This window comes from Sorangium sp. So ce124, assembly GCF_051525235.1.
GTDB lineage: Bacteria > Myxococcota_A > Polyangia > Polyangiales > Polyangiaceae > Sorangium > Sorangium atrum.
This window is the reverse complement of the sequence record NZ_CP150312.1, coordinates 5,871,585-5,890,539: the sequence shown is the minus strand read 5'-3', so window position 1 is coordinate 5,890,539 and position 18,955 is coordinate 5,871,585. Positions and strand designations below refer to the sequence as shown.

The window sequence follows — 18,955 nt, the reverse complement described above, 5'->3', positions numbered from 1 at the left end:
AGAACGACGAGGACGACGAGGACGCGCGGCGGAGCGCGCGTGCCCTGCGCCGGGCAGCGCGCGCGCCGCGCATGGTGACACAATTGCGGGGTCTAGATCGCGGTGTTAGCGTGCGAAAGGGAGGGGGCGCATTGCGCCCACCGAACTCTTCATGCTGACGTTGACGGAGCTTGTCGATCGCGTCCGGACCTATCAGCCGGCTGCAGACGTCGATCTCATCGCCCGGGCCTACGCCTACAGCTCTGACGCTCACAAGGGGCAGACCCGCAAGAGCGGTGACCCTTACTTTTCCCACCCGGCGAGCGTCGCCGCGATCATCACCGAGCTCAAGCTGGACACGGCGAGCGTCTGCGCCGGGCTCTTGCACGACGTCGTGGAGGACACGCTCGCGACGACCACCGACATCGAGAACAGCTTCGGCCAGGAGGTGGCGTTCCTCGTCGACGGCGTGACGAAGCTCTCGAAGATCAACTTCGCTTCCAAGGAAGATCGGCAAGCCGAGAACTTCCGCAAGATGCTGGTGGCGATGGCGCGGGATATCCGCGTGCTCCTCGTGAAGCTGTGCGACCGCCTCGACAACATGCGGACGCTCGAGTTCATGAAGCCCGAGGCGCAGGACCGGATCGCCCGGGAGACGATGGAGATCTACGCGCCGCTCGCGAACCGCCTCGGCATCGCGCGCTTCAAGAGCGAGCTCGAGGACCTGTCGTTCAGGTACATCGAGCCCGAGGCTTGGTCGGACCTCTCGCAGAAGGTCAAGACGACCGCGAAGGAGCGGGACAAGTACATCCACGAGGTCTCGAAGGTGCTCGCGGGCAAGCTCGCGGAGCAGGGCTTCGCGGTCGACGTCACCGGCCGCGCGAAGCACCTCTACTCGATCTGGCGCAAGATGCAGGCGCAGCAGTGCGATTTCGATCAGGTCTACGACGTCATCGCGTTCCGGGTCCTCGTCGAGTCGGTGGCGGACTGCTACGCGACGCTCGGCGTGATCCACTCGCAGTGGACCCCGGTCCCCGGCCGCTTCAAGGACTACGTCGCGCTGCCCAAGCCGAACATGTACCAGTCGCTGCACACGACGGTCATCGGACCCGGGCGCGAGCGGATCGAGATCCAGATCCGCACCCACGAGATGCACCGCGTCGCGGAGCAGGGCATCGCGGCGCACTGGAAGTACAAGGAGAACAACTCCGGCGGCATCGACCCGAAGGACGCCGCGCGGTTCGGCTGGCTCCGCCAGCTGATGGAGTTCCAGAAGGAGCTCAAGGATCCGGCCGAGTTCCTGGAGAGCGTCAAGGTCGACCTGTTCCAGGACGAGGTGTACGTCTTCACGCCGAAGGGCGACGTGCGCGTCTTCCCCCGCGGATCGACGCCCATCGACTTTGCCTACGCGATCCATACGCAGGTCGGCGAGCACTGCTCCGGGGCGCGGGTCAACGGCGCCATCGTCCCGCTCCGATCGAAGCTCCGGAACGGCGATGTGGTCGAGGTGATGACCAACCCGAGCCAGCACCCTTCGAAGGACTGGCTCGATTACGTCTCGACCAGCCGCGCGCGCTCGAAGATCCGCAACTTCCTGCGCACGGAGCAGCGGGAGAAGTCGCTCAAGCTCGGTCGCGAGCTCCTCGAGAAGGAGATGCACCAGCGGAGCATGAGCCTGAGTCGCCTCACGAAGAACGAGGGCGAGCTGCGCAAGGTCATGGAGCGCTTCGGGGTCACCTCGGCCGACGAGCTCTTCATCTCGGTCGGCTACGGCAAGGTGAGCGTCCGCGCTGTGTGCGAGTTCCTCGCGCCCACGCCCAAGGAGAACGAGAAGGGCACGCCGACCCCGCCGCCCGAGTCGATCAAGGAGGGGCGCATCGAGTCGCTCGTCCGCAAGGTCACCGGGCGCGACAGCCACGGCATCCGGCTGAACGGCATCGATGACGTCCTCGTCCGCTATACGAAGTGCTGTAACCCGCTCCCAGGCGACGAGATCGTCGGCTTCATCACGCGCGGCCGCGGCATCACCGTCCACCGCCGCAACTGCGCCAAGGCGTTCGACACGGACCCGGAGCGCCGCGTGGAGATCTCCTGGGACGCGCGCGCGAAGATCAACCGCCCCGTTCAGATCAAGGTGATGACGGCGAACCGGCCGGGCATCCTCGCGACGGTCGGCCATACGTTCCACGAGCAGGGCATCAACATCAGCGAGGCGACCTGTCGGGCGGGCGACGACGGCCGGGCGATGAACACGTTCACGTTCCTCTGCTCCGACCTCGCGCAGCTGAAGAGCGTGATCCGGCGCCTGCAGCGGATCCCCGGCGTGATGGCCGTCGAGCGGACCTGAGCGGCGGACCTCAGCGGCCGCGGCGAGCGCGCGCCGCGCTGCTCGTCCTGGGCGGCGCGCCCGCGGCGCTCGGTCCAGCCTCCGCCAGGGCGCGGGTGAGCGGACGGCCGAGGTCGCCACTCGGCTCGTGTCGCGCGGCGATCTCCTGCACCTTGCGGACGAGCCGGGTCACGTCGTGGTGGCGGACCGGGGATCCAGCGGAGGCGCGATCACAGAAGAACGTGCGGCACCCGAGGGGCCTCGCCGCGTAGATCGCGCAGCGGCCGGCGTCGGTGAGCATCGGGCACCGCCGCTCCGATGCCTGCGGCAGCGCGCGTCGCCGGCTCGGGCCGCCGGCGGATACCCCCGGCTCGGGCGGTCCCGCCCCGTCTGCTCGCACGATCCCCTCGAGCGCTCGGCGGCCCCCGCGAGCCGCGATCGCGCGCCGGACGGCAGCGAGCTCGACGGACGTCACGTACGGCTCGCGGCCCGTGATGCCGAACCGACAGCACTCGGTCGAGGCCTCGCACGTCCAGCCACTGAAGACCTCTTCCGCCTCGCGGTACACGGCCGCGAGCTCGGTGAGCAGATCGGCTTCACGGACGGGTGGATCGAGGGGCGTGGTTCGACGCATTCGTTCGGAGGCGCTCTCGTGGTGATCGGACGTACTGCCAGCCCGAAGCGGCTGCGGCGCAAGGGGAGGGGGGCGGAGCAGGGCGGAGCTCCAAGGGGCGACCCTAGTTCCACGCGGCGCCGCTGCGAAGCGGCAATCCGCGATCGTGACGCGCGCTCTGACGCGGGGCACCAGCGCCGTCCGTTCTGGAGCAAGCCGCCGCTGTGACCGCGGGGGCGTCGGCGCTGTTCCCTTCCCCCGTGCCGCGATGCCGCGCGCTGGGCGGCGAGCGCGCACGCGCTATTCTCGCGCTGGATGCCGGTGCTGCGCCCGAAGCTTCGAGCTCTAGAGATCGTCATCATCCAGGATGAGCGCCATGGCCGCGCGTTGATGCTGCGCGACACCGAGGGCATCGCGCCGGCTCCTGTCGTCGTTCCTGCCGCGAGCGCTGCCGTGCTCGCGCGCTTCGACGGGAGGCGATCGATCGACGAGATCGCGCGTGACGCCGCCCGGTCGACGGGCCAGCCCGTGGACGCCGCCCATGTGTCGCAGCTGGCCGACGAGCTGGAACGCGCGTGGATGCTCGACAGCCCGCGATTCCACGCGCGCCGGCGGAGCGTCGTGCAATCGTTCGACGCGGCGCCGATCAGGATGGCCGCGCACGCGGGCGGCGCGTACCACGGTGATCGGCGGAAGCTCGCCGACTTCATCGAGCGAAAGTGCCTCCAGGTCGCGCGGCCGCAGGGCGGAGCGACGCGCACGGTCGCCTCGCGAGGCGCGCCGACGCGCATGGTCGGGCTCTGCGCGCCGCACATGGATCTCTGGCGCGCAGCGACGGGCTACGGGCACGCCTACGCAGCGCTGGAGCAGGCGCTGGCAGGCCCAGGGCTCGAGAACGTCGATACGTTCGTTCTGCTCGGGACGTCGCACGCCGCGATGCGCCGTCCATACGCCGTTTGCGAGAAGACGTTCGCGACGCCGCTCGGTCCTCTCGAGCCAGATCGAGAGATGATCGCGGAGCTCGCGGCGGCGAGCCGCTTCGACGTGCGCGAGGACCAGTACCTCCACAAGAACGAGCACTCGATCGAGTTTCAGGCCGTGTTCGTGCGGCACCTCCTCGGCGGCCGCGCGGCGTCGATCGTGCCCATCCTCTGCGGCCTCTCGGAGTGTCAGGCGCGGCGTCGCGACCCCGCGCAAGACGATGGGGCCGAGTCGTTCCTGAGGGCGCTCGGTGACGCCCTGGCGAAGCGTCCCGGTCGCGTCCTCGTCATCGCAGGAGCGGACCTCGCCCACGTCGGCCCGCGCTTCGGTGATCCCGCGCCCCTCGACGAGCGCCAGCGGACGGCGCTGCGCGACCGCGACCTCGCCTCGATCGAGCGCGCGACGTCGATCGATGCGCCGGGCTTCTTCGTCGACGTCGCCCGGGATCTCGCCAGCCGCCGCGTCTGCGGCCTCGGCCCCATCTACACGTTGCTCCGGGCGCTCCCGCCGTCGTCGCGCGGCGAGATGCTGCACTACGAGCAATGCGTCGACCCCGAGGAGGGATCGATCGTCAGCCATACGTCTCTCGGATTTTACGGTTGAAGATCCGCGCCTGGGCGTCCGCCTGGCGCGCGCTGGCGTTTCGTCACGAAGCGCGCCGAGAGCCCCCCTCGGCGCTGGCGCGGCGCGAGGCTCCCGGGCGTGTGACGGGCGTCAGCTCAGCCGCGCGGGACCCTGCGGCGCGCGATGTCGAGGCCGAGCCGGTCGGCCTCGCGGTAGATCGCCTGCCGCGACATGCCCAGGGCACGCGCAGCCGACGCGACGGAGCCGTTGGCCCGGGCGAGGGCGTCCTCGAGGCGGGCGCGCGCGAGCGACGGATCCGTCGCGGGCGGGAGGTTCGGCTTGACGCGCGGGCCGCGCGCGAGCGATCCCGCGATCGGCGTGACGGAGAGCGGACCGTCCGGCGAAGCCTGGGCTGCGGTCACGATGGCGGACTCGAGCTGCGGCACGCCGCCCGGCCAGCCGGCGCGGACGAGCGCCTCCAGGAGCTGCGGGGTGAAGCGATCGAGTCCGATCGCGTTGCGCTCCGCGATGTCGCGCACGATGAGCGGAACGTCCTCGCGCCGCATCTCAAGCGTCGGGATCGTGATCCGCTTGCCGGAGAAGAGCGAAGCGAACCACGGCGCCACGCGCCCGTCGCCGGCGGCCCGGTCGAGCGGCTGTCCGGTCGTCGCGATGATGCTGACGCCGTTCGAGCGGCCGACCGAGTGCGCGATCTCCAGCTGCTGCGGGCGCGGCAGGCGATCGGCATCGAGGACGAGCCATGTCATCGGTCGCGCGCCCGGCGGGATGGCCGGCTTCGTCTCGGCGCTGCCATCGACGACCAGCGTCTCACCCAGGCCCTCGCGCACCGCGGCCGCGAGGCGAGCCAGCGTCCGCTTCCCGACCCCGGGCGCGCCCTCGATGCAGACGCTGGAGCCCGACTGAACGAGCTTCATCACCGGATCGATCCAGTCCTTGCGCTGCTTCGAGCCGAACACCAGCGGCCCCAGCCGCGACGGCGCGCCGTCGTACAGCGCGAGGTGCCGCTCGACGAAGACCGCGAGCTGATGCCCGAGGCGCACCACGTCGCCGTGCATCACGCCGATGCGCCGGGCGCGGACGCCGTTTACCCACGTGCCGTCGTGGGTGTCCATGTCCTCGATGTAGCAACCGTCGGAGCGGACGCTGATCTTCGCGTGCTCCGGCGCGATCCCCTGGCCCTCGATGCGGCCGTCGCGCGCGGCGCTGCCGATCACGGCGCCGTCCATGAGGCTCACGATCCGCGGCGGAGCGTCGAGCCCGATCAGGACGAGCCCCCACCCGCCGTCGTCATCCTGTCGCTTGGCGTGGACTCCGGACCGGTACTCTTTCTGAAGGACCGGCGCCGTTGTCTCCGCAACGTCCACTCGCAAAGCAGTCTGTTCGTTCATGCTCCCCCCAAGTCCAAAGGACCTGCCTGGTCGACCCAGGCCAACCAAGAGCGCGCCGAGTGGCGGGCACCCTTATGATGTAAGAGCCCCCCACACGGTGCCGCTGTCGCGAACGCGAAGGCTTTTGTGAGCGGCACCGTGCGCGGTGCTGCTTGGCGAGCCCCCTCGCTCGCAATGGCCACACAATACTCGACCAGAGCGGCCGTGCAACCTGCCGGCGACGGAAGTTTTGAGGTTTTGTTGTTGAGAGCTTGACTCTCACCACGCCGATTGGTACTCATCCGCCACGCATCGACGGAGCGAACCTCCGGTGATGACCTGGCGCGAATCAGGATTTTTCTGACAAACGCCTTGAGATGTGGTTTCCTGAATTAAGTGATTGACATCTGCGGGAGTAACTCAGTGGTAGAGTGCAACCTTGCCAAGGTTGACGTCGCGGGTTCAAATCCCGTCTCCCGCTCCACGATATAGGCTCTGCGACAGCGAGCAGACCCTGCGAGGCCGGTGTGACCCACCGGCCTCTGTGTTTTGTTCAACATTTCGCTCAACGTTTCGCTCAACCGCTCGGCGCGGCGGCGTCCTGGGAACGCACGGGGCGATGCGCCGATCGGTACGCCAGGCGGCGGGCCTGTGATACGAGGATTCGCCTCATGTCCGCTCCGCTCCACGAGCGCCTGCGCCTGCTTGCCCATAGCCTCGAGCGGCAGTTCCTAGGCAAGGACGAGATCATCCGCCTGCTCATGATCGCGGTCGTCGCGGGCGAGCACTGCGTGCTCCTCGGCCCGCCGGGGACCGCGAAGAGCGCGCTCATCCGCACGCTCGCCGAGCTGATGCAGGCCCGGTACTTCGAGTACCTCCTCACGCGTTTCACCGAGCCGAACGAGATCTTCGGCCCGGTCGATATCGGTGCTTTTCGCGAGGGGGTCTACCGCCGGAACACCTCGGGGATGCTCCCCGAGGCGGAGATCGTGTTCCTCGACGAGGTCTTCAAGTCGAACAGCGCCATCCTGAACGCGCTGCTCACGCTGCTGAACGAGCGCAAGTTCGCGAGCGGCGGCCAGGTGCTCCGCTGCCCGCTCATCAGCGTCTTCGCGGCCTCGAACGAGGTGCCCGGCGACGAGACGCTGACCGCGATCTTCGACCGCTTCCTCCTGCGGGTGCAGTCCGACAACCTCGACGCCTACCACTTCAGCGAGCTGCTCCAGCGCGGCATCCAGCAGGAGATCCGGCACATGGCCGGCGAGCCGCTCCGCCCGCTCGTCGCGGCGCGCGAGCTCGCCGAGCTCGGCCGAGGGTTCGGCGCGCGGATGAACTTCGGAGATGCATTCCTATCGGCCTACAAGGGGCTGGTGTTCCAGATCCGCGCCGAAGGGATATCGCTCTCGGATCGCCGTGTCGTGAAGATGCTCAAGCTCTTCGCGGCGAGCGCTTACCTCGATGGCCGCCAGACGACCGACGCGAGCGACTTCTTCGTGCTCAAGCACATCTGGAACAACCAGGATCAGGCGGCGATCCTCGAGGGCATCGTGCAACCGGTGCTCGAGGCCTTCTTTCGTGAGCACCCGGATCGCCGCCGCGTCGGCGCGCTCGGCGTCGGCGTGGAGGCGCTCGCCGCGGAGATCGATCGGATCCGGCAGATCCTCACGGGCGGCGCCTCGCTGGGTGACGTCCAGCTGTTCAGTCAGCTGAAGGCGCTCGGCGAGATCAAACAGGCGCTCGCCGGCATCAACGACGCTCGCGCCCGCGAGCTCGAGGCGCGCGTGTCTCAGCTGCTCGAGGCTTCGTTTCGGAGCGGGCGCTTCGCGCAGATCTAGTGGCGCCCGGTCCGGGCGCGGCCGGCGCGGCGACGTCTGTCCTGGAGCGGGCCGCACGCCCAGCCGGGGTCCGGGCGGGCGCGCCCGGGGCGGCGTCGGTCCTGGAGCGAGCCGTACGCCCAGCGGGGTTCCGGGCGGGCGTGCCCGGGGCGGCGTCGGTCCTGGAGCGAGCCATCCGCCCGGTCGCGCTCTGCCCAGGTGCGCTCGGGACGTCGGCGTTGGCTCTTGAGCGAACCCTCGGCTGCGCCGGTCCTCGGCTGCGGGCGGCCGCACCACCGGCCTCCGGCGCAGGCCGAGGTGACGCCTTCGCGTCCGACCGGGCCGAGCTGGCCTTGCGGCGGTAGTCGACCGGACCTGACGACGCGCCCATCATCGCGCCTCGGATCCGCTTGGGCACGCCGAACGCCTCGCGGATGTGGAGGAGCTCATCCACCGTCAAGGCGCGCCACTCTCCCGGCCGGAGGCCTTCCGAGCTCACGCCGGCGAACGTCGTGCGGGCCAGGCGCATCACGGGCCAGCCGGTCGCCTCGCCCATGCGCCGGATCTGCTGGTTGCGGCCCTCGCGGAGCGTCACCTCGAGCCACGTCTTGTCGCCCTCGTGGCGCAGCACCCGCGCCTCGGCCGGCAGCGTGACGCCGTCCTCGAGGCGGATCCCCTCGCGCCACGGCGTGAGGTCGTCGTCGCTCATGACGCCCTGCACCTTCAGCACGTAGGTCTTCGGCACGCCGCCGCGCGGATGGAGCAGCGCGTTGGCGAAGTCGCCGTCGTTCGTCATGAGGAGGATGCCGCTCGTCGCGAAGTCGAGCCGACCCACGGGGTAGAGCCGCGCCCCCGTGCCGCGCACGTGGTCGGCGACCGTCGGCCGCCCCTCGGGATCGCGCAATGTCGAGACGACGTTCCGTGGCTTGTGCAGCGCGACATAGACCGGCGCCTCGGAGACGAGGCGCTTGCCGTCCACCTCGATGCGGTCCTTCTGCCGGTCGGCCTTCAAGCCGAGCTCGGTCACGACGCGCCCGTTCACGCGCACCCGCCCGGCGAGGATGAGCTCCTCGGATGCGCGGCGCGAGGCGACGCCGGCGCGCGCGATGATCTTCTGCAGACGTTCTTCCATGGTGTGCTCGGGACCTACGCCGACGCGGTGGTGTCGGCCGACGGCACTGATAAGCACGCCCCTCGCGCCGCGTCGACCGACCTGGGCGGTGCGCTGCCCGGATTCGAGGCCGACGCCGGTGCGCCTGCGCGCCTGCCCCGGCGAGCGCCGGCTGCAAGAGAGCACCCGGGCGCGCTCGCGCCGTCAGGGCAGGGGGCGAAATCGACCTCCGCGCGGCTCGAAGAAGGCGCGCTCTATTTCTTCTTGTCGCTGGAGGGCGCCGCGCTCCCGCTGTCGTCCACGGCCTCGTTCGCCTTGTCCGCGGCCGCCTGATCTTCCGCGGCCTTCTTCGCGGCTGCAGCGGCGGCCTCGTCCTCTTTCTTGCGCTCGTCGTCCTCGAGGCGGCGCTTCAGCTCGTTGTCGTGATCCCACCGATCGACCCGCTCGTCGGCGTCGATGTCCACGCCCATCCGCTCGAGCCGGCCCATGCGGTAGATCTCCCAGACGTCCGGCTTGCCGTCGCGGTTCGTGTCGCGCTTGATGCGCGCGAGCTTGCCGCCGCTGTAGTACTTCCACTCGTCGGGGTTGCCGTCGTGATCGGAGTCGACCCTCACCTCGGCCAGCCTTCCGCCGGCGAACGTGAGCCATGTGTCGATCCGGCCGTCGTAGTTCGAGTCGGACTCCTCGTGAAGGCTCTCGCCCTTGTCGTTGTACTTGCGGACGACGTCCTTCACCCCGTCGAAGTTGGTGTCGATCTCGCGGCAGACGAGCGCCCTGTGACGGTCTTCGCCCGTGCCCACGATCTGCCAGACGCGCCTCACGTTGGGCTGGATCGCGCCTGGCCCGGCGGTCTCGCTCGTCTCGCGATCGTCTTTGCCCTTCCAGTCGCACATCGAGCGATCGTCGATGCTGCCGTCGGCGTTGCGAGCCGTCTCGACCTTTGGCGCCGTCGCGCCTTCGAACCCTGGATCCGAGCTGCACGCCGCGCCGAGCAGGCTGAGCGTGGCCAGCGCCATGAGCGCTTGTGTCCTCATGTCACGGTCCCTTCTTGGCGGCCGGCTGGCCGGGCGCGGAGCCCGCGGGCGCGGCGGTCGCCGCCGTGGCCGCGCCCGCAGCCGGGGCCGATGTGGGCGCGGGGGTCGCCGATGCAGGCGCGCCCGCGGCGGGGGTCGCTGTAAGCGCGGCGCCCGGCGCCCCGGCGGCCGCGGGCTGCCCTGCTCCCGCCCCTCCCTCAGGGGGCGCGGCGACGCCCGGCGGGGTCATGGGCGCTTTCGGCGCGCCGTACGACTCGGCGCAGAGATCGACCACGCTTCCGGGATCGGCCTTGCCGTCGGCGTTCTGATCGCTCGCCACGACCGCGCACTTCGCGTCGTTCGGGTTGTTGAACTGCCACCACTGGTCGATGATCCCATCGCCGTCGGAGTCGCGCTCACGGCGCGCGAGGCGCGGACCCTCGTAGTAGTCCCAGGTGTCGAGCTTGTTGTCGAAGTTGGTCTCGCGCTCCTTCAACACGACGGCGCCGCGCTCGTAGTGCGCGATCTCGTCGGCCCGCCCGTCGCGGTCGAAGTCCGACTCGCGCCGCCGTTCCACCCCGTTGCCGTCGTAGTAGATGAAGGCGTCGATCGCGCCGTCCAGGTTCAGGTCGACGACCCGACAGATCTCCCGACCGTCCTTCTTCACGTGGATGATGTCGGGTATCCGGTCGCCGTTCACATCGACCTTCTCCGCAGAGGCGGAGTCCTTGTCGCAGGGCTCGTGGACGATCGCCGTGTCCCGTTCGCTGGTGGAGCCCTTCGCGCTCGAGGGCTCCGGCGTCGAGGACGCGCAGGAAGCGACGGAGATGGTCATCAGGGCCACGAGCGAGCACCTGGGCGACGGCCAGGTGAGCGGGAATCGCGTCATCAAGAGATTCCTCCGGCCAGCCCGGAACCCTCGGGACAGAAGCTCGACGCGCCGGGCGAGCCGTCCCGACGCGGACCAGCTTCGGCCGCAGTCTAGACCGCGGCCCGCGCGCACATCAAGAAGCCCGCCCGACGCGACGCGCCGGACGCGCCGGACGCGACGCACGCGACCCAGCCCGAGCCGATCCCCGAACCTCGGCGAGCTCGGTGGCGCCATTCCGATTGACATCATACGTACCGGCATCTAGGGTAACGTCTTGTCAGTCGTCCCCTTCGAGACTGGCGGGTTACCCTCCCGGGCGTGACATGTCGCGGAAGAAAGTCTCGACGACCATCTACATCACGCCCGAGCAGGCCGAGCGGCTGAAGATCCTGCACGAACGCACCAAGGTCCCGATCGCCGTCTACATCCGCGAAGGGATAGATATGGTCCTCAAGCACTACGAGCACGTGCTGCCAGGGCAGATGTCCCTGGAGAGCCCGCCGGTCGCCGCGCCGCCGATCCCGAAGAAATGACCGGCGCCGGGGGCCGCGAGGCTCTGGCCCTGGGAGGCCGGACGCCTGGGCGCCCGTCGCTCGGGGTGGATAGCTTCGCGGCGCGGGTCGCGCTAGTACTACAGTTGCAGTTTGCTGCCTGGCGAACTGGCGCAACCATCTAAGCCTCGGGATGCTCGACGTCGGGCTCGGCGGGACGGTGGGCACCCGGGCTCTGCAGCTCGCACCAGGTTTGCGCGGAACCGCATTGGAACCGCATTGACGAGTCGTCCGGCCCGGAGCATGTGCAACTGTAGTACTAGGAGCAGGCACGCCGCGGTCCACCATTTCCCTCGGCGCTCGTAGAGCCGCGCGCAGCGGCTCGCTCCCCGGAGGGGCACGGACGTTCCAGTCCGCTCCCTCCCATCTCGGTCGAGGCCGCGCGCTGCGGCCGCCAACGCTGGTCAGGTCGCCGCGCCCTGAAGCTCGCTATGCCCGTTGATTCCAAGCTCATCCGCAACTTCTCGATCATCGCCCACATCGACCACGGCAAGTCCACGCTCGCCGACCGCATCCTCGACGCGACCGGGGCGCTCACCGCCCGCGAGCAGAAGGAGCAGTTCCTCGACAAGATGGACATCGAGCGCGAGCGGGGGATCACGATCAAGGCCCAGACCGTTCGCCTGGACTACACCGCCAAGGACGGGCAGACGTACCGGCTGCACCTCATCGACACGCCCGGGCACGTCGACTTCAACTACGAGGTCTCGCGCAGCCTCCAGGCGTGCGAGGGCGCGCTGCTCGTCGTCGACGCCACCCAGGGCGTCGAGGCGCAGACCCTCGCGAACGTCTTCCTCGCCCTGGACAACAACCTCGCGATCATCCCGGTCCTCAACAAGATCGACCTCCCGTCGGCCGACGTCGAGCGGACGACGCGCGAGATCGAGGACGTCATCGGCCTCGACTGCTCCGGCGCCATCCCCGCCAGCGCCAAGACGGGGATCGGCATCGCGGAGATCCTCGAGGCGGTGGTCGCGCGCATCCCGGCGCCGAAGGGCGACCTGAACGCGGCGCCCCGCGCCCTCATCTTCGACAGCTGGTACGACAGCTACCGCGGCGCGGTCGTCATGGTGCGCGTCGTCGACGGCGTCATCCGGAAGGGCCAGAAGGTCCGCTTCATGGCGACCGGCCGCGACTACGAGGTCACGGAGATGGGCGTGTTCACGCCCCACGCGACCGCCATCACCGAGCTCGGGCCGGGGGAGGTCGGCTTCCTCGTCGGCAACATCAAGAGCGTCGTCGACACGAAGATCGGCGACACGGTGACCGACGCCGTCCACCCCGCGACGACGCCGCTGCCCGGCTTCAAGGAGGTCAAGCCGATGGTCTTCGCCGGGATCTTCCCGACGGACTCGGCCCAGTACGAGGACCTCCGCGACGCCCTGTCGAAGCTCCACATGAACGACGCCGCGTTCGTCTTCGAGCCCGACACCTCCGAGGCGCTCGGCTTCGGCTTCCGGTGCGGCTTCCTCGGCCTGCTCCACATGGAGATCATCCAGGAGCGGCTGGAGCGCGAGTACAACCTCGACCTCATCACGACCGCGCCGAGCGTCGTCTACCACTGCTACCTGAACGACGGCTCGATGAAGTCGATCGAGAACCCCGCGAAGCTCCCGCCGCCGAACCTCACCGATCGCATCGAGGAGCCGATCTTCCGGATGACCGTCCACGTGCCCTCGGCGTACGTCGGCGCGGTCCTCGCCCTGTGCCAGGAGCGGCGCGGCGAGCAGAAATCGATCCAGTACGCCTCGTCCGACCGCGTGATCATCACCTACGACATGCCCCTCAGCGAGGTGCTCTTCGACTTCCACGACAAGCTGAAGAGCGTGTCGCGCGGCTACGCGTCGATGGACTACGAGCTCGTCGGGTACCGCGCCGACGATCTCATCAAGCTGGACATGCTGGTGAACGGCGACCCGCTCGACGCCCTCAGCGTCATCGTGCACCGCGACAAGGCGTACGCCCGGGGCCGGGACCTCGCGGTGAAGCTCAAGGACATCGTGCCGCGCCAGCAGTACGAGGTCGCGATCCAGGCGGCGATCGGGTCGAAGGTCATCGCGCGGACGACCGTGAAGGCGATGCGCAAGGACGTGACCGCCAAGTGCTACGGCGGCGACATCAGCCGCAAGCGGAAGCTCCTCGAGAAGCAGAAGGAGGGCAAGAAGCGGATGAAGATGGTCGGGAGCGTCGAGATCCCGCAGGAGGCGTTCCTCGCCATCCTGAAGATCGACTGAAGCGCGGGGGCGCTGGTCGCGGCGCGCCGTCTGCGAGCGCCGCGCGGCCACGCGAGCGTGGCGGCGCGCGGCGCTCGCCCGTATAAGCCGCCCATGCAGCCCGCCCCCGTCCGGCCGCGCGAGCTCCGCGCGGCGACCCCTGCCTTCGCCCTCGCCCTCGGCCTCGCCGTCCTCGCATGCGACGATCCGCGCGCCGCGGCGCCTCAAGCGGCCGCCTCGGCCTCCGCGCCGCCGGGCGCGGACAGCGCGGCGCCGGCCCCGAGCGCCGCGGCGACCGCCGCGGCCGCGGAGACCGCGAAGCGCGATATGCCGCCGCGGCCGATCCCGATCGGGTCGAGCGGGCCGATCCAGCCGAGCGCGCCGCCGGAGCAGCAGATGATGGCGATCCAGTACACGCTCGCCATGGTGTCGCCGCGGTCGACCGACCCGCTCGTCGACAAGCCCTACCTCGAGGGCATCCTGCCGAAGCTCGCCGTGGCGGTGCGCACCGCCGACAAGGGCAAGACGCCGCCGAACCCCGTCAAGGCGACCAAGGGGAACAGGAAGATCGAGGTCGACATGGGCAAGGGGTGCACCGAGCGCACCCCGTCCAACCTGCTCGCGCAGCGGGCAGGCTCCTCTCTGAAGGAGGCGTACGACGCCGGGATCCTCGTCGTCTCCTGCCACGACGACCGGTGGGAGTGCCACCAGTCGACGCGGGATCCGAGCGACGTCTTGTGCCACGCAGCGCCGCGGCGCTGAGCGTGGTATGGGCTGCGCCTGCCATGCAGGAGACGCTTGCCTACTCGGTCCCCGGCGCCAACGCGCTCCCTCGAATGGGTCCGCTCGCCGAGATGCTCGTCGAGCTGAACCGCGAACGCCCGCCGCTCGCCCGGCTGCGCCACGACGCCACCGTCGCGTTCGGCCCGACCATGCGCGTCGAGCGCTTCGCCCTCGGGAACGGGCTCAAGGTGCTCGTGCTCGTCGACCCCTCGGCGCCCGTGGTCTGTCTGCAGACCTGGTTCGGCGTCGGCTCGCGCCATGAGCGCGTGGGCAAGACCGGCATCGCCCACCTCTTCGAGCACCTCATGTTCGGCGAGACGGAGAGCGTCGCCCACGGCGCGTTCGACCGGATGCTCGAGGAGGCCGGCGCCGAGACGAACGCGGCGACGTTCCTCGACTGGACCTACTACCACACGAACCTGCCGAAGGACGCGCTCGAGCTCACCCTCCGCCTCGAGGCGGAGCGCATGGCGCGGCTCGTCCTCCGCGATCCGCAGGTGTCGAGCGAGAAGGAGGTCGTCGCCAACGAGCGGAGGCAGCGGGTCGACGACGACGTCGACGGGGCGGTGAGCGAGCTGCTCTACAAGGAGGCGTTCACCAAGCACGCCTACGGGTGGCCGACCATCGGCTGGATGGAGGACATCAAGGGCTTCACGACCGAGGACTGCGTCGAGTTCTACCGGACGTACTACGCCCCCAACAACGCGGCGCTGGTCATCGTCGGCGACGTCGCGCTCGACGAGGCGCTGCGCGGGGTGCAGGACCACTACGGCGCGCAGGAGCCGTCGAAGATCCCGGTCGAAGAGGTGTGCCCCGAGCCGCCGCAGATCGCGGAGCGCCGCGCCGAGGTGGTGAAGCCGACCGCCACGCACAAGGTCGCGATCGGCTATCGCGCGCCGGCGCTCGGGGATTTCGACCACGCGCCCCTCGCCCTGCTGAACGAGATCCTCTTCTCCGGGCGGTCGTCGCGCGTGCACCGCGCGCTCGTCCAGGAGCAGGAGATCGCGAGCGAGATCCGGGGCTGGGTCGGCTCGTTCCGCGATCCTTCGCTCTATGACATCTACCTCTCGGCCCGCGGCGAGCACACCGGCGAGGCGCTGCTCGCGGCCCTCGAGCCGCTCCTCGAGGCGGTGCGCCGCGCGCCGGTCACCGAGGCGGAGCTCGATCGCGCGAAGGCGCGCATCGAGCTCTCGGTCCTGCAAGGGCTCGAGACCGTCGCCGGCAAGGCCGAGCAGATCGGCTTCTACGAGACGGTGCTCGGCGATCCCGCGGCCCTGTTCGAGCGGCTCGCCGCCTACCGGCGGGCGACCGTCGGGGATCTGCTGCGCGTGGCGCGGCGCTACCTGGTGACCTCGGCGCGGACGGTGATCCACGTGATCCCGGACGGGACGAGCGACGAGGACGAAGAGGACGGGACGGACGCGGAGAGCGAGGAGGCATCGTGAGCCAGAGCGTGAAGAGCGGCCTCGCCTGGGGCGCCGAGGGGCAGGGCAGGGGAGCGACGGGCGGCCGCGTGGCGCCCCGCGAGGGCGCGGTGCTCGTGGAGACGAGCCACGCGCTCCCCATCGTCAGCATCGTGGTCGCGTTCGCCTCCGGCTCGGCGCACGATCCGGCCGGGCGCGAGGGGCTCGCGCGCGTCACGGCGCGCATGCTCCGCCGCGGCGCGGAGGGCTACAGCGCGAACGAGATCGAGGAGACAATCGACGCGCTCGGCGGGGAGTTCGGCACCGACGTGGCGACGAGCGCGACGACGGTGCATTTCGAGGTGATCAAGCGCTCGCTCGATCGGTTCGTCGAGCTCGGGGCCACGCTCCTCGCCCGCCCGACGTTCTCGCCGCCGGAGCTCGCGCGGCTCCTGCGCGAGGCCGAGGCCGAGCTCATCGAGGCGCGCGACAGCGATCGCTCGCTCTGCAGCCGCGCCTTCCGGCGCACCCTGTTCGCCGGGCACCCCTACGGCCGCCGCACCGCGGGCACCATCCCGACGCTGCGGGAGATCACGCGCGACGACGTCGCCGCGTTCTACGCGCGGCACTACACCCGGCGCAACGCGATCGTCGCCATCTCGGGCGACATTGAGCCCGGCGAGGCGCACGTGGTCGCCGAGCGCCTCCTGTCCGGCCTGCCCGAGGGCGAGGCGATCCCCGATCCGGTGACGGATCCCGGGGCGAGGCCGGGGCGTTGCCTCGTGTTCGTCGACAAACCCGAGCGGACACAGACGCAGATGGTCATCGGCGGGCTCGGCACCGACGCCCACGACCCCGATCACATGGCGCTCCTGGTCGCGAACACCGCCTTCGGAGGCACCTTCTCGTCGCGGCTGATGCAGGAGGTGCGCGCGAAGCGTGGCTGGTCCTACGGCGCCTCGTCGCGCGCGGGCTTCGATCGGCACCGCGACGCGTTCACCATGTGGACCGCGCCCGCGGCGCAGGACGCCCCCGCCTGTCTCTCCCTGCAGCTCGGGTTGCTCGAGGCGCTGCGGCGCGACGGGATCACCGAGGACGAGCTCACGTTCGTGAAGCGCTACCTCGTCCGCTCGCACGCGTTCGAGATCGATACCGCGAGGAAGCGCGTGCACCAGAAGCTCGACGAGCTCCTGTACGATCTGCCGGAGGGGTACCACGAGACCTACCTGAAGCGGATCGAGGACGTCACGCTCGATGAGGCGAACGCCGCCGTGCGGCGCCGGATCTCCGAGGACGATCTCGTGATCGGCGTCGTCGGCACGCACGAGGAGATCGGCGAGGCGATCGCCGCGGCCGTCCCGAAGCTGGCCGAGGTGAAGGTCGAGCCGTACGATCTCGAGTAGCCGGCGCCGCGCCGAGGGCGATCACGTCGCGGCGCGCAGGCCGCGAAACCCGGGCGCGCCGTCTCGGGCGGCCTCGCCCCGCGGCGGCGAGGCCTCGGCGCTCGCGACGCTGGCGGCTTGCCCGAGCGGCGTCGGACGACCGGGAGCGCGATCGGAACCGCCCGTCGGCCGCTGGCATCCAAGGCGCTGCTCCATCGCGAGATCGTGGCAGGGCTCGCGGCCCGCTCCAGGATCATCGACGCCTCCGGGCGCGATTGCTCAGCGCGCGCCGCGCGATGTCTGCCACGGCGCACCTTGCGCCGGCTCGCGAGGGCGAACCAGGGGAGCTCGCGATGAAGGCACGAACCATCCACGCGCCGGTCCTTGCGGCGGTGACCGCGCTGTCCGGGCCCGCTGCCGCGGCGGTCCCCGTCACGATCACCCACCAGGGGCGCCTCTTCGATTCGGTGGGCCAGCCCATCGACGACACGCTCGACGTGGTGTTCGCGTTCTACGACGCGCCCGACGCGTCCGTGCCCGTCTGGAGCGAGCTCCACACCGTCACGTTCGACCAAGGCTATTTCTCGGTCGACCTCGGCGAGCTCGCGCCCGTCGACAAGCCGGTCTTCGAAGGCACGGCGCGCTTTCTGGGGATCACCGTGGGGGACGACCCCGAGATGCTGCCGCGCGCCAAGATCGCGAGCGTTCCGTATGCGCTCCAGGCCAGCAACGTCGCGGGGGACATCACGCCGAACTCGATCTCCATCGGCGGCCGCCTCGTCGTCGACAGCAGCGGCGTGTGGGTCGGCGATCCGATCGGCCTGCAGGGCGCGCAGGGGCCAGCGGGCCCGCCCGGCGCGGTGGGACCGGCCGGTCCGAGCGGGCCAGCTGGGCCGCCTGGCGCTGCCGGGCCGCCTGGTGCGCAGGGTGCGCCGGGGGCGGAGGGGCCGCAGGGACCCCCTGGCGTCATCTCGAGCACCTACGTTTCCGGCGCGGGCGCAGCCCCTCAGAAATCGCTGCAGTTCCTGGCTGCGCCCGCGACCGTGAGCGTGACGGCCCCGGGGCAGCGCGTCGTCGTCGTCTCGAACAAGGCGCTCGGAGCGGCGTCGACCCCCGCGGATCAGCTCCACCTCTGGATCTGCTCTCAGCAGCTCTCGCCTCTCGGGGAGCTCAGCCCGGAAGGGACGGGCGTCTATGCGGTCCAGGTCCCGGCGCACACCCGCATCCCCATGGGGCTGAGCGCCGTGCTGTCGCCGCCCCCGGGCCAGTACAACGTCGGCCTCTGCGGGAAGTCCGATAGCCCCTTCTGGACCAACAACGACTATTCGTACACCTCCGCTGTCGTCTCGATGCAGTAAGGTCGGGCCGGGCGGCCAACCTCGCGCGCCGCGAGGTGCGCGGCGCCTGCCCTCCGATCGCCACCATGCAGAAGGAGCTGATGACCCCCGCGGCGATCCTGCTCGGCAGCCTCTTCATCGCGGCAGGGCTCTACCTCGGGCTGCAGCGTCCGCCGCCGCCACCTGCGCCTCCGTCGGCCAGCGTGGAGGCCTCGACGGCGCGTGCGGGCGCGCTGCCTGCGCTCGCAGACGCGCCCGCTCCTTCGCTGCCTGCGCCTCACCCCGCGTCGGCAGGGGCCTCGCCTCTGACGAGCGAGCTCTACAAGAGTGTCGAGGGGGACGCCGCCAAGGAGCTCGAAGCGCGCCGGTCGCTCTTCGTGAAGCAGTGCTGGGAGCCTTCGCTCAGGAAGAACCCGGCTCCAGCCCGCGCCAGGTACATCTTCAACATGACCTTCGATGCGTCGGGGAACGAGATCGCCCGCGGCATCAGCGAGGTGCGCGGGATGGATCGTCCCGATGCGGCGCAATGCCTCCGGATGATGCCGCTCGGGCTCGTGGTGCCGCCGCCCGGAAACCGCGTCTCCGTCGCGGTCGAGATGACCCTGCCATGAGCGCGCCGCGGCCGT

Annotated in this window: 15 protein-coding genes and 1 tRNA gene; 11 read left to right on the top strand and 5 right to left on the bottom strand. The window is 70.2% G+C overall.

Annotation, left to right across the window (positions count from 1 at the left end):
* Positions 1–151 precede the first annotated feature (151 nt).
* Complete coding sequence (locus WMF19_RS22085; RefSeq protein ID WP_437330526.1) at positions 152–2,326, top strand: RelA/SpoT family protein; 2,175 nt, start codon at positions 152–154, stop codon at positions 2,324–2,326.
* Positions 2,327–2,336: 10 nt separating this feature from the next.
* Here the strand turns inward: WMF19_RS22085 and WMF19_RS22080 are convergent, their stop codons facing one another.
* On the bottom strand, positions 2,337–2,939 hold the full coding sequence (locus WMF19_RS22080; protein ID WP_437900882.1) for a YkgJ family cysteine cluster protein: 603 nt from the start codon (positions 2,937–2,939) through the stop codon (positions 2,337–2,339).
* Positions 2,940–3,233: 294 nt separating this feature from the next.
* Here WMF19_RS22080 and amrB point away from each other — a divergent pair, with 294 nt between their 5' ends.
* Positions 3,234–4,502, top strand: a complete 1,269-nt coding sequence (gene amrB, locus WMF19_RS22075) for an AmmeMemoRadiSam system protein B (RefSeq protein WP_437900881.1) — start codon at positions 3,234–3,236, stop codon at positions 4,500–4,502.
* A gap of 116 nt (positions 4,503–4,618) precedes the next feature.
* On the opposite strand, the gene WMF19_RS22070 is transcribed toward amrB, so the two are convergent.
* Positions 4,619–5,848: an FHA domain-containing protein gene (locus tag WMF19_RS22070; RefSeq protein ID WP_437331147.1), complete on the bottom strand. Its 1,230-nt coding sequence runs from the start codon at positions 5,846–5,848 to the stop codon at positions 4,619–4,621.
* A 412-nt stretch (positions 5,849–6,260) separates the two neighbouring features.
* Here WMF19_RS22070 and WMF19_RS22065 point away from each other — a divergent pair.
* A tRNA-Gly gene (locus WMF19_RS22065) sits at positions 6,261–6,335 on the top strand.
* 187 nt (positions 6,336–6,522) lie between these two features.
* The gene (locus WMF19_RS22060) at positions 6,523–7,686 is read left to right on the top strand and encodes an AAA family ATPase (protein WP_012236471.1); all 1,164 of its coding nucleotides are present in this window, start codon (positions 6,523–6,525) and stop codon (positions 7,684–7,686) included.
* Here the strand turns inward: WMF19_RS22060 and WMF19_RS22055 are convergent.
* The 3 genes from WMF19_RS22055 to WMF19_RS22045 all read right to left on the bottom strand — a co-directional run bounded on the left by WMF19_RS22055 (position 7,598) and on the right by WMF19_RS22045 (position 10,678).
* A complete protein-coding gene (locus tag WMF19_RS22055; RefSeq protein WP_437900880.1) occupies positions 7,598–8,797 on the bottom strand; it encodes a pseudouridine synthase in 1,200 nt (399 codons plus the stop codon). The genes WMF19_RS22060 and WMF19_RS22055 overlap by 89 nt on opposite strands.
* A gap of 233 nt (positions 8,798–9,030) precedes the next feature.
* On the bottom strand, positions 9,031–9,810 hold the full coding sequence (locus WMF19_RS22050) for a hypothetical protein (protein ID WP_437900879.1): 780 nt from the start codon (positions 9,808–9,810) through the stop codon (positions 9,031–9,033).
* Between the two features lies 1 nt (position 9,811).
* On the bottom strand, positions 9,812–10,678 hold the full coding sequence (locus WMF19_RS22045) for a hypothetical protein (RefSeq protein ID WP_437900878.1): 867 nt from the start codon (positions 10,676–10,678) through the stop codon (positions 9,812–9,814).
* Between the two features lie 305 nt (positions 10,679–10,983).
* Here WMF19_RS22045 and WMF19_RS22040 point away from each other — a divergent pair, with 305 nt between their 5' ends.
* The 7 genes from WMF19_RS22040 to WMF19_RS22010 all read left to right on the top strand — a co-directional run bounded on the left by WMF19_RS22040 (position 10,984) and on the right by WMF19_RS22010 (position 18,940).
* Positions 10,984–11,193, top strand: a complete 210-nt coding sequence (locus WMF19_RS22040; RefSeq protein WP_012236467.1) for a ribbon-helix-helix domain-containing protein — start codon at positions 10,984–10,986, stop codon at positions 11,191–11,193.
* A gap of 449 nt (positions 11,194–11,642) precedes the next feature.
* Entirely contained in the window at positions 11,643–13,445 is a 1,803-nt protein-coding gene (lepA, locus tag WMF19_RS22035) for a translation elongation factor 4 (RefSeq protein WP_437330521.1), read from the top strand.
* A 93-nt stretch (positions 13,446–13,538) separates the two neighbouring features.
* Positions 13,539–14,186: a hypothetical protein gene (locus WMF19_RS22030; protein WP_437900877.1), complete on the top strand. Its 648-nt coding sequence runs from the start codon at positions 13,539–13,541 to the stop codon at positions 14,184–14,186.
* Between the two features lie 23 nt (positions 14,187–14,209).
* Entirely contained in the window at positions 14,210–15,652 is a 1,443-nt protein-coding gene (locus WMF19_RS22025; protein ID WP_437900876.1) for a M16 family metallopeptidase, read from the top strand.
* Positions 15,649–17,013 (top strand): M16 family metallopeptidase, encoded by a 1,365-nt coding sequence (locus WMF19_RS22020; protein WP_437330518.1) that lies wholly within the window; start codon positions 15,649–15,651, stop codon positions 17,011–17,013. The genes WMF19_RS22025 and WMF19_RS22020 overlap by 4 nt, the downstream gene beginning before the upstream one ends.
* A 332-nt stretch (positions 17,014–17,345) precedes the next feature.
* The gene (locus WMF19_RS22015) at positions 17,346–18,350 is read left to right on the top strand and encodes a collagen-like protein (protein WP_437900874.1); all 1,005 of its coding nucleotides are present in this window, start codon (positions 17,346–17,348) and stop codon (positions 18,348–18,350) included.
* A 65-nt stretch (positions 18,351–18,415) separates the two neighbouring features.
* A complete protein-coding gene (locus tag WMF19_RS22010; protein ID WP_437900873.1) occupies positions 18,416–18,940 on the top strand; it encodes a hypothetical protein in 525 nt (174 codons plus the stop codon).
* The last annotated feature ends 15 nt before the right edge of the window (positions 18,941–18,955 follow it).

Excerpts from the sequence above, each read along its gene's own strand:
- WMF19_RS22085 (WP_437330526.1), top strand. The coding sequence starts at position 152 with ATGCTGACGTTGACGGAGCTTGTCGATCGCGTCCGGACCTATCAGCCG.
- WMF19_RS22025 (WP_437900876.1), top strand. The coding sequence starts at position 14,210 with ATGCAGGAGACGCTTGCCTACTCGGTCCCCGGCGCCAACGCGCTCCCT.
- WMF19_RS22080 (WP_437900882.1), bottom strand. The coding sequence starts at position 2,939 with ATGCGTCGAACCACGCCCCTCGATCCACCCGTCCGTGAAGCCGATCTG.
- WMF19_RS22050 (WP_437900879.1), bottom strand. The coding sequence starts at position 9,810 with ATGAGGACACAAGCGCTCATGGCGCTGGCCACGCTCAGCCTGCTCGGC.
- WMF19_RS22010 (WP_437900873.1), top strand. The coding sequence starts at position 18,416 with ATGCAGAAGGAGCTGATGACCCCCGCGGCGATCCTGCTCGGCAGCCTC.
- WMF19_RS22045 (WP_437900878.1), bottom strand. The coding sequence starts at position 10,678 with ATGACGCGATTCCCGCTCACCTGGCCGTCGCCCAGGTGCTCGCTCGTG.
- amrB (WP_437900881.1), top strand. The coding sequence starts at position 3,234 with ATGCCGGTGCTGCGCCCGAAGCTTCGAGCTCTAGAGATCGTCATCATC.
- lepA (WP_437330521.1), top strand. The coding sequence starts at position 11,643 with ATGCCCGTTGATTCCAAGCTCATCCGCAACTTCTCGATCATCGCCCAC.
- WMF19_RS22015 (WP_437900874.1), top strand. The coding sequence starts at position 17,346 with ATGAAGGCACGAACCATCCACGCGCCGGTCCTTGCGGCGGTGACCGCG.
- WMF19_RS22030 (WP_437900877.1), top strand. The coding sequence starts at position 13,539 with ATGCAGCCCGCCCCCGTCCGGCCGCGCGAGCTCCGCGCGGCGACCCCT.
- WMF19_RS22040 (WP_012236467.1), top strand. The coding sequence starts at position 10,984 with ATGTCGCGGAAGAAAGTCTCGACGACCATCTACATCACGCCCGAGCAG.
- WMF19_RS22060 (WP_012236471.1), top strand. The coding sequence starts at position 6,523 with ATGTCCGCTCCGCTCCACGAGCGCCTGCGCCTGCTTGCCCATAGCCTC.
- WMF19_RS22055 (WP_437900880.1), bottom strand. The coding sequence starts at position 8,797 with ATGGAAGAACGTCTGCAGAAGATCATCGCGCGCGCCGGCGTCGCCTCG.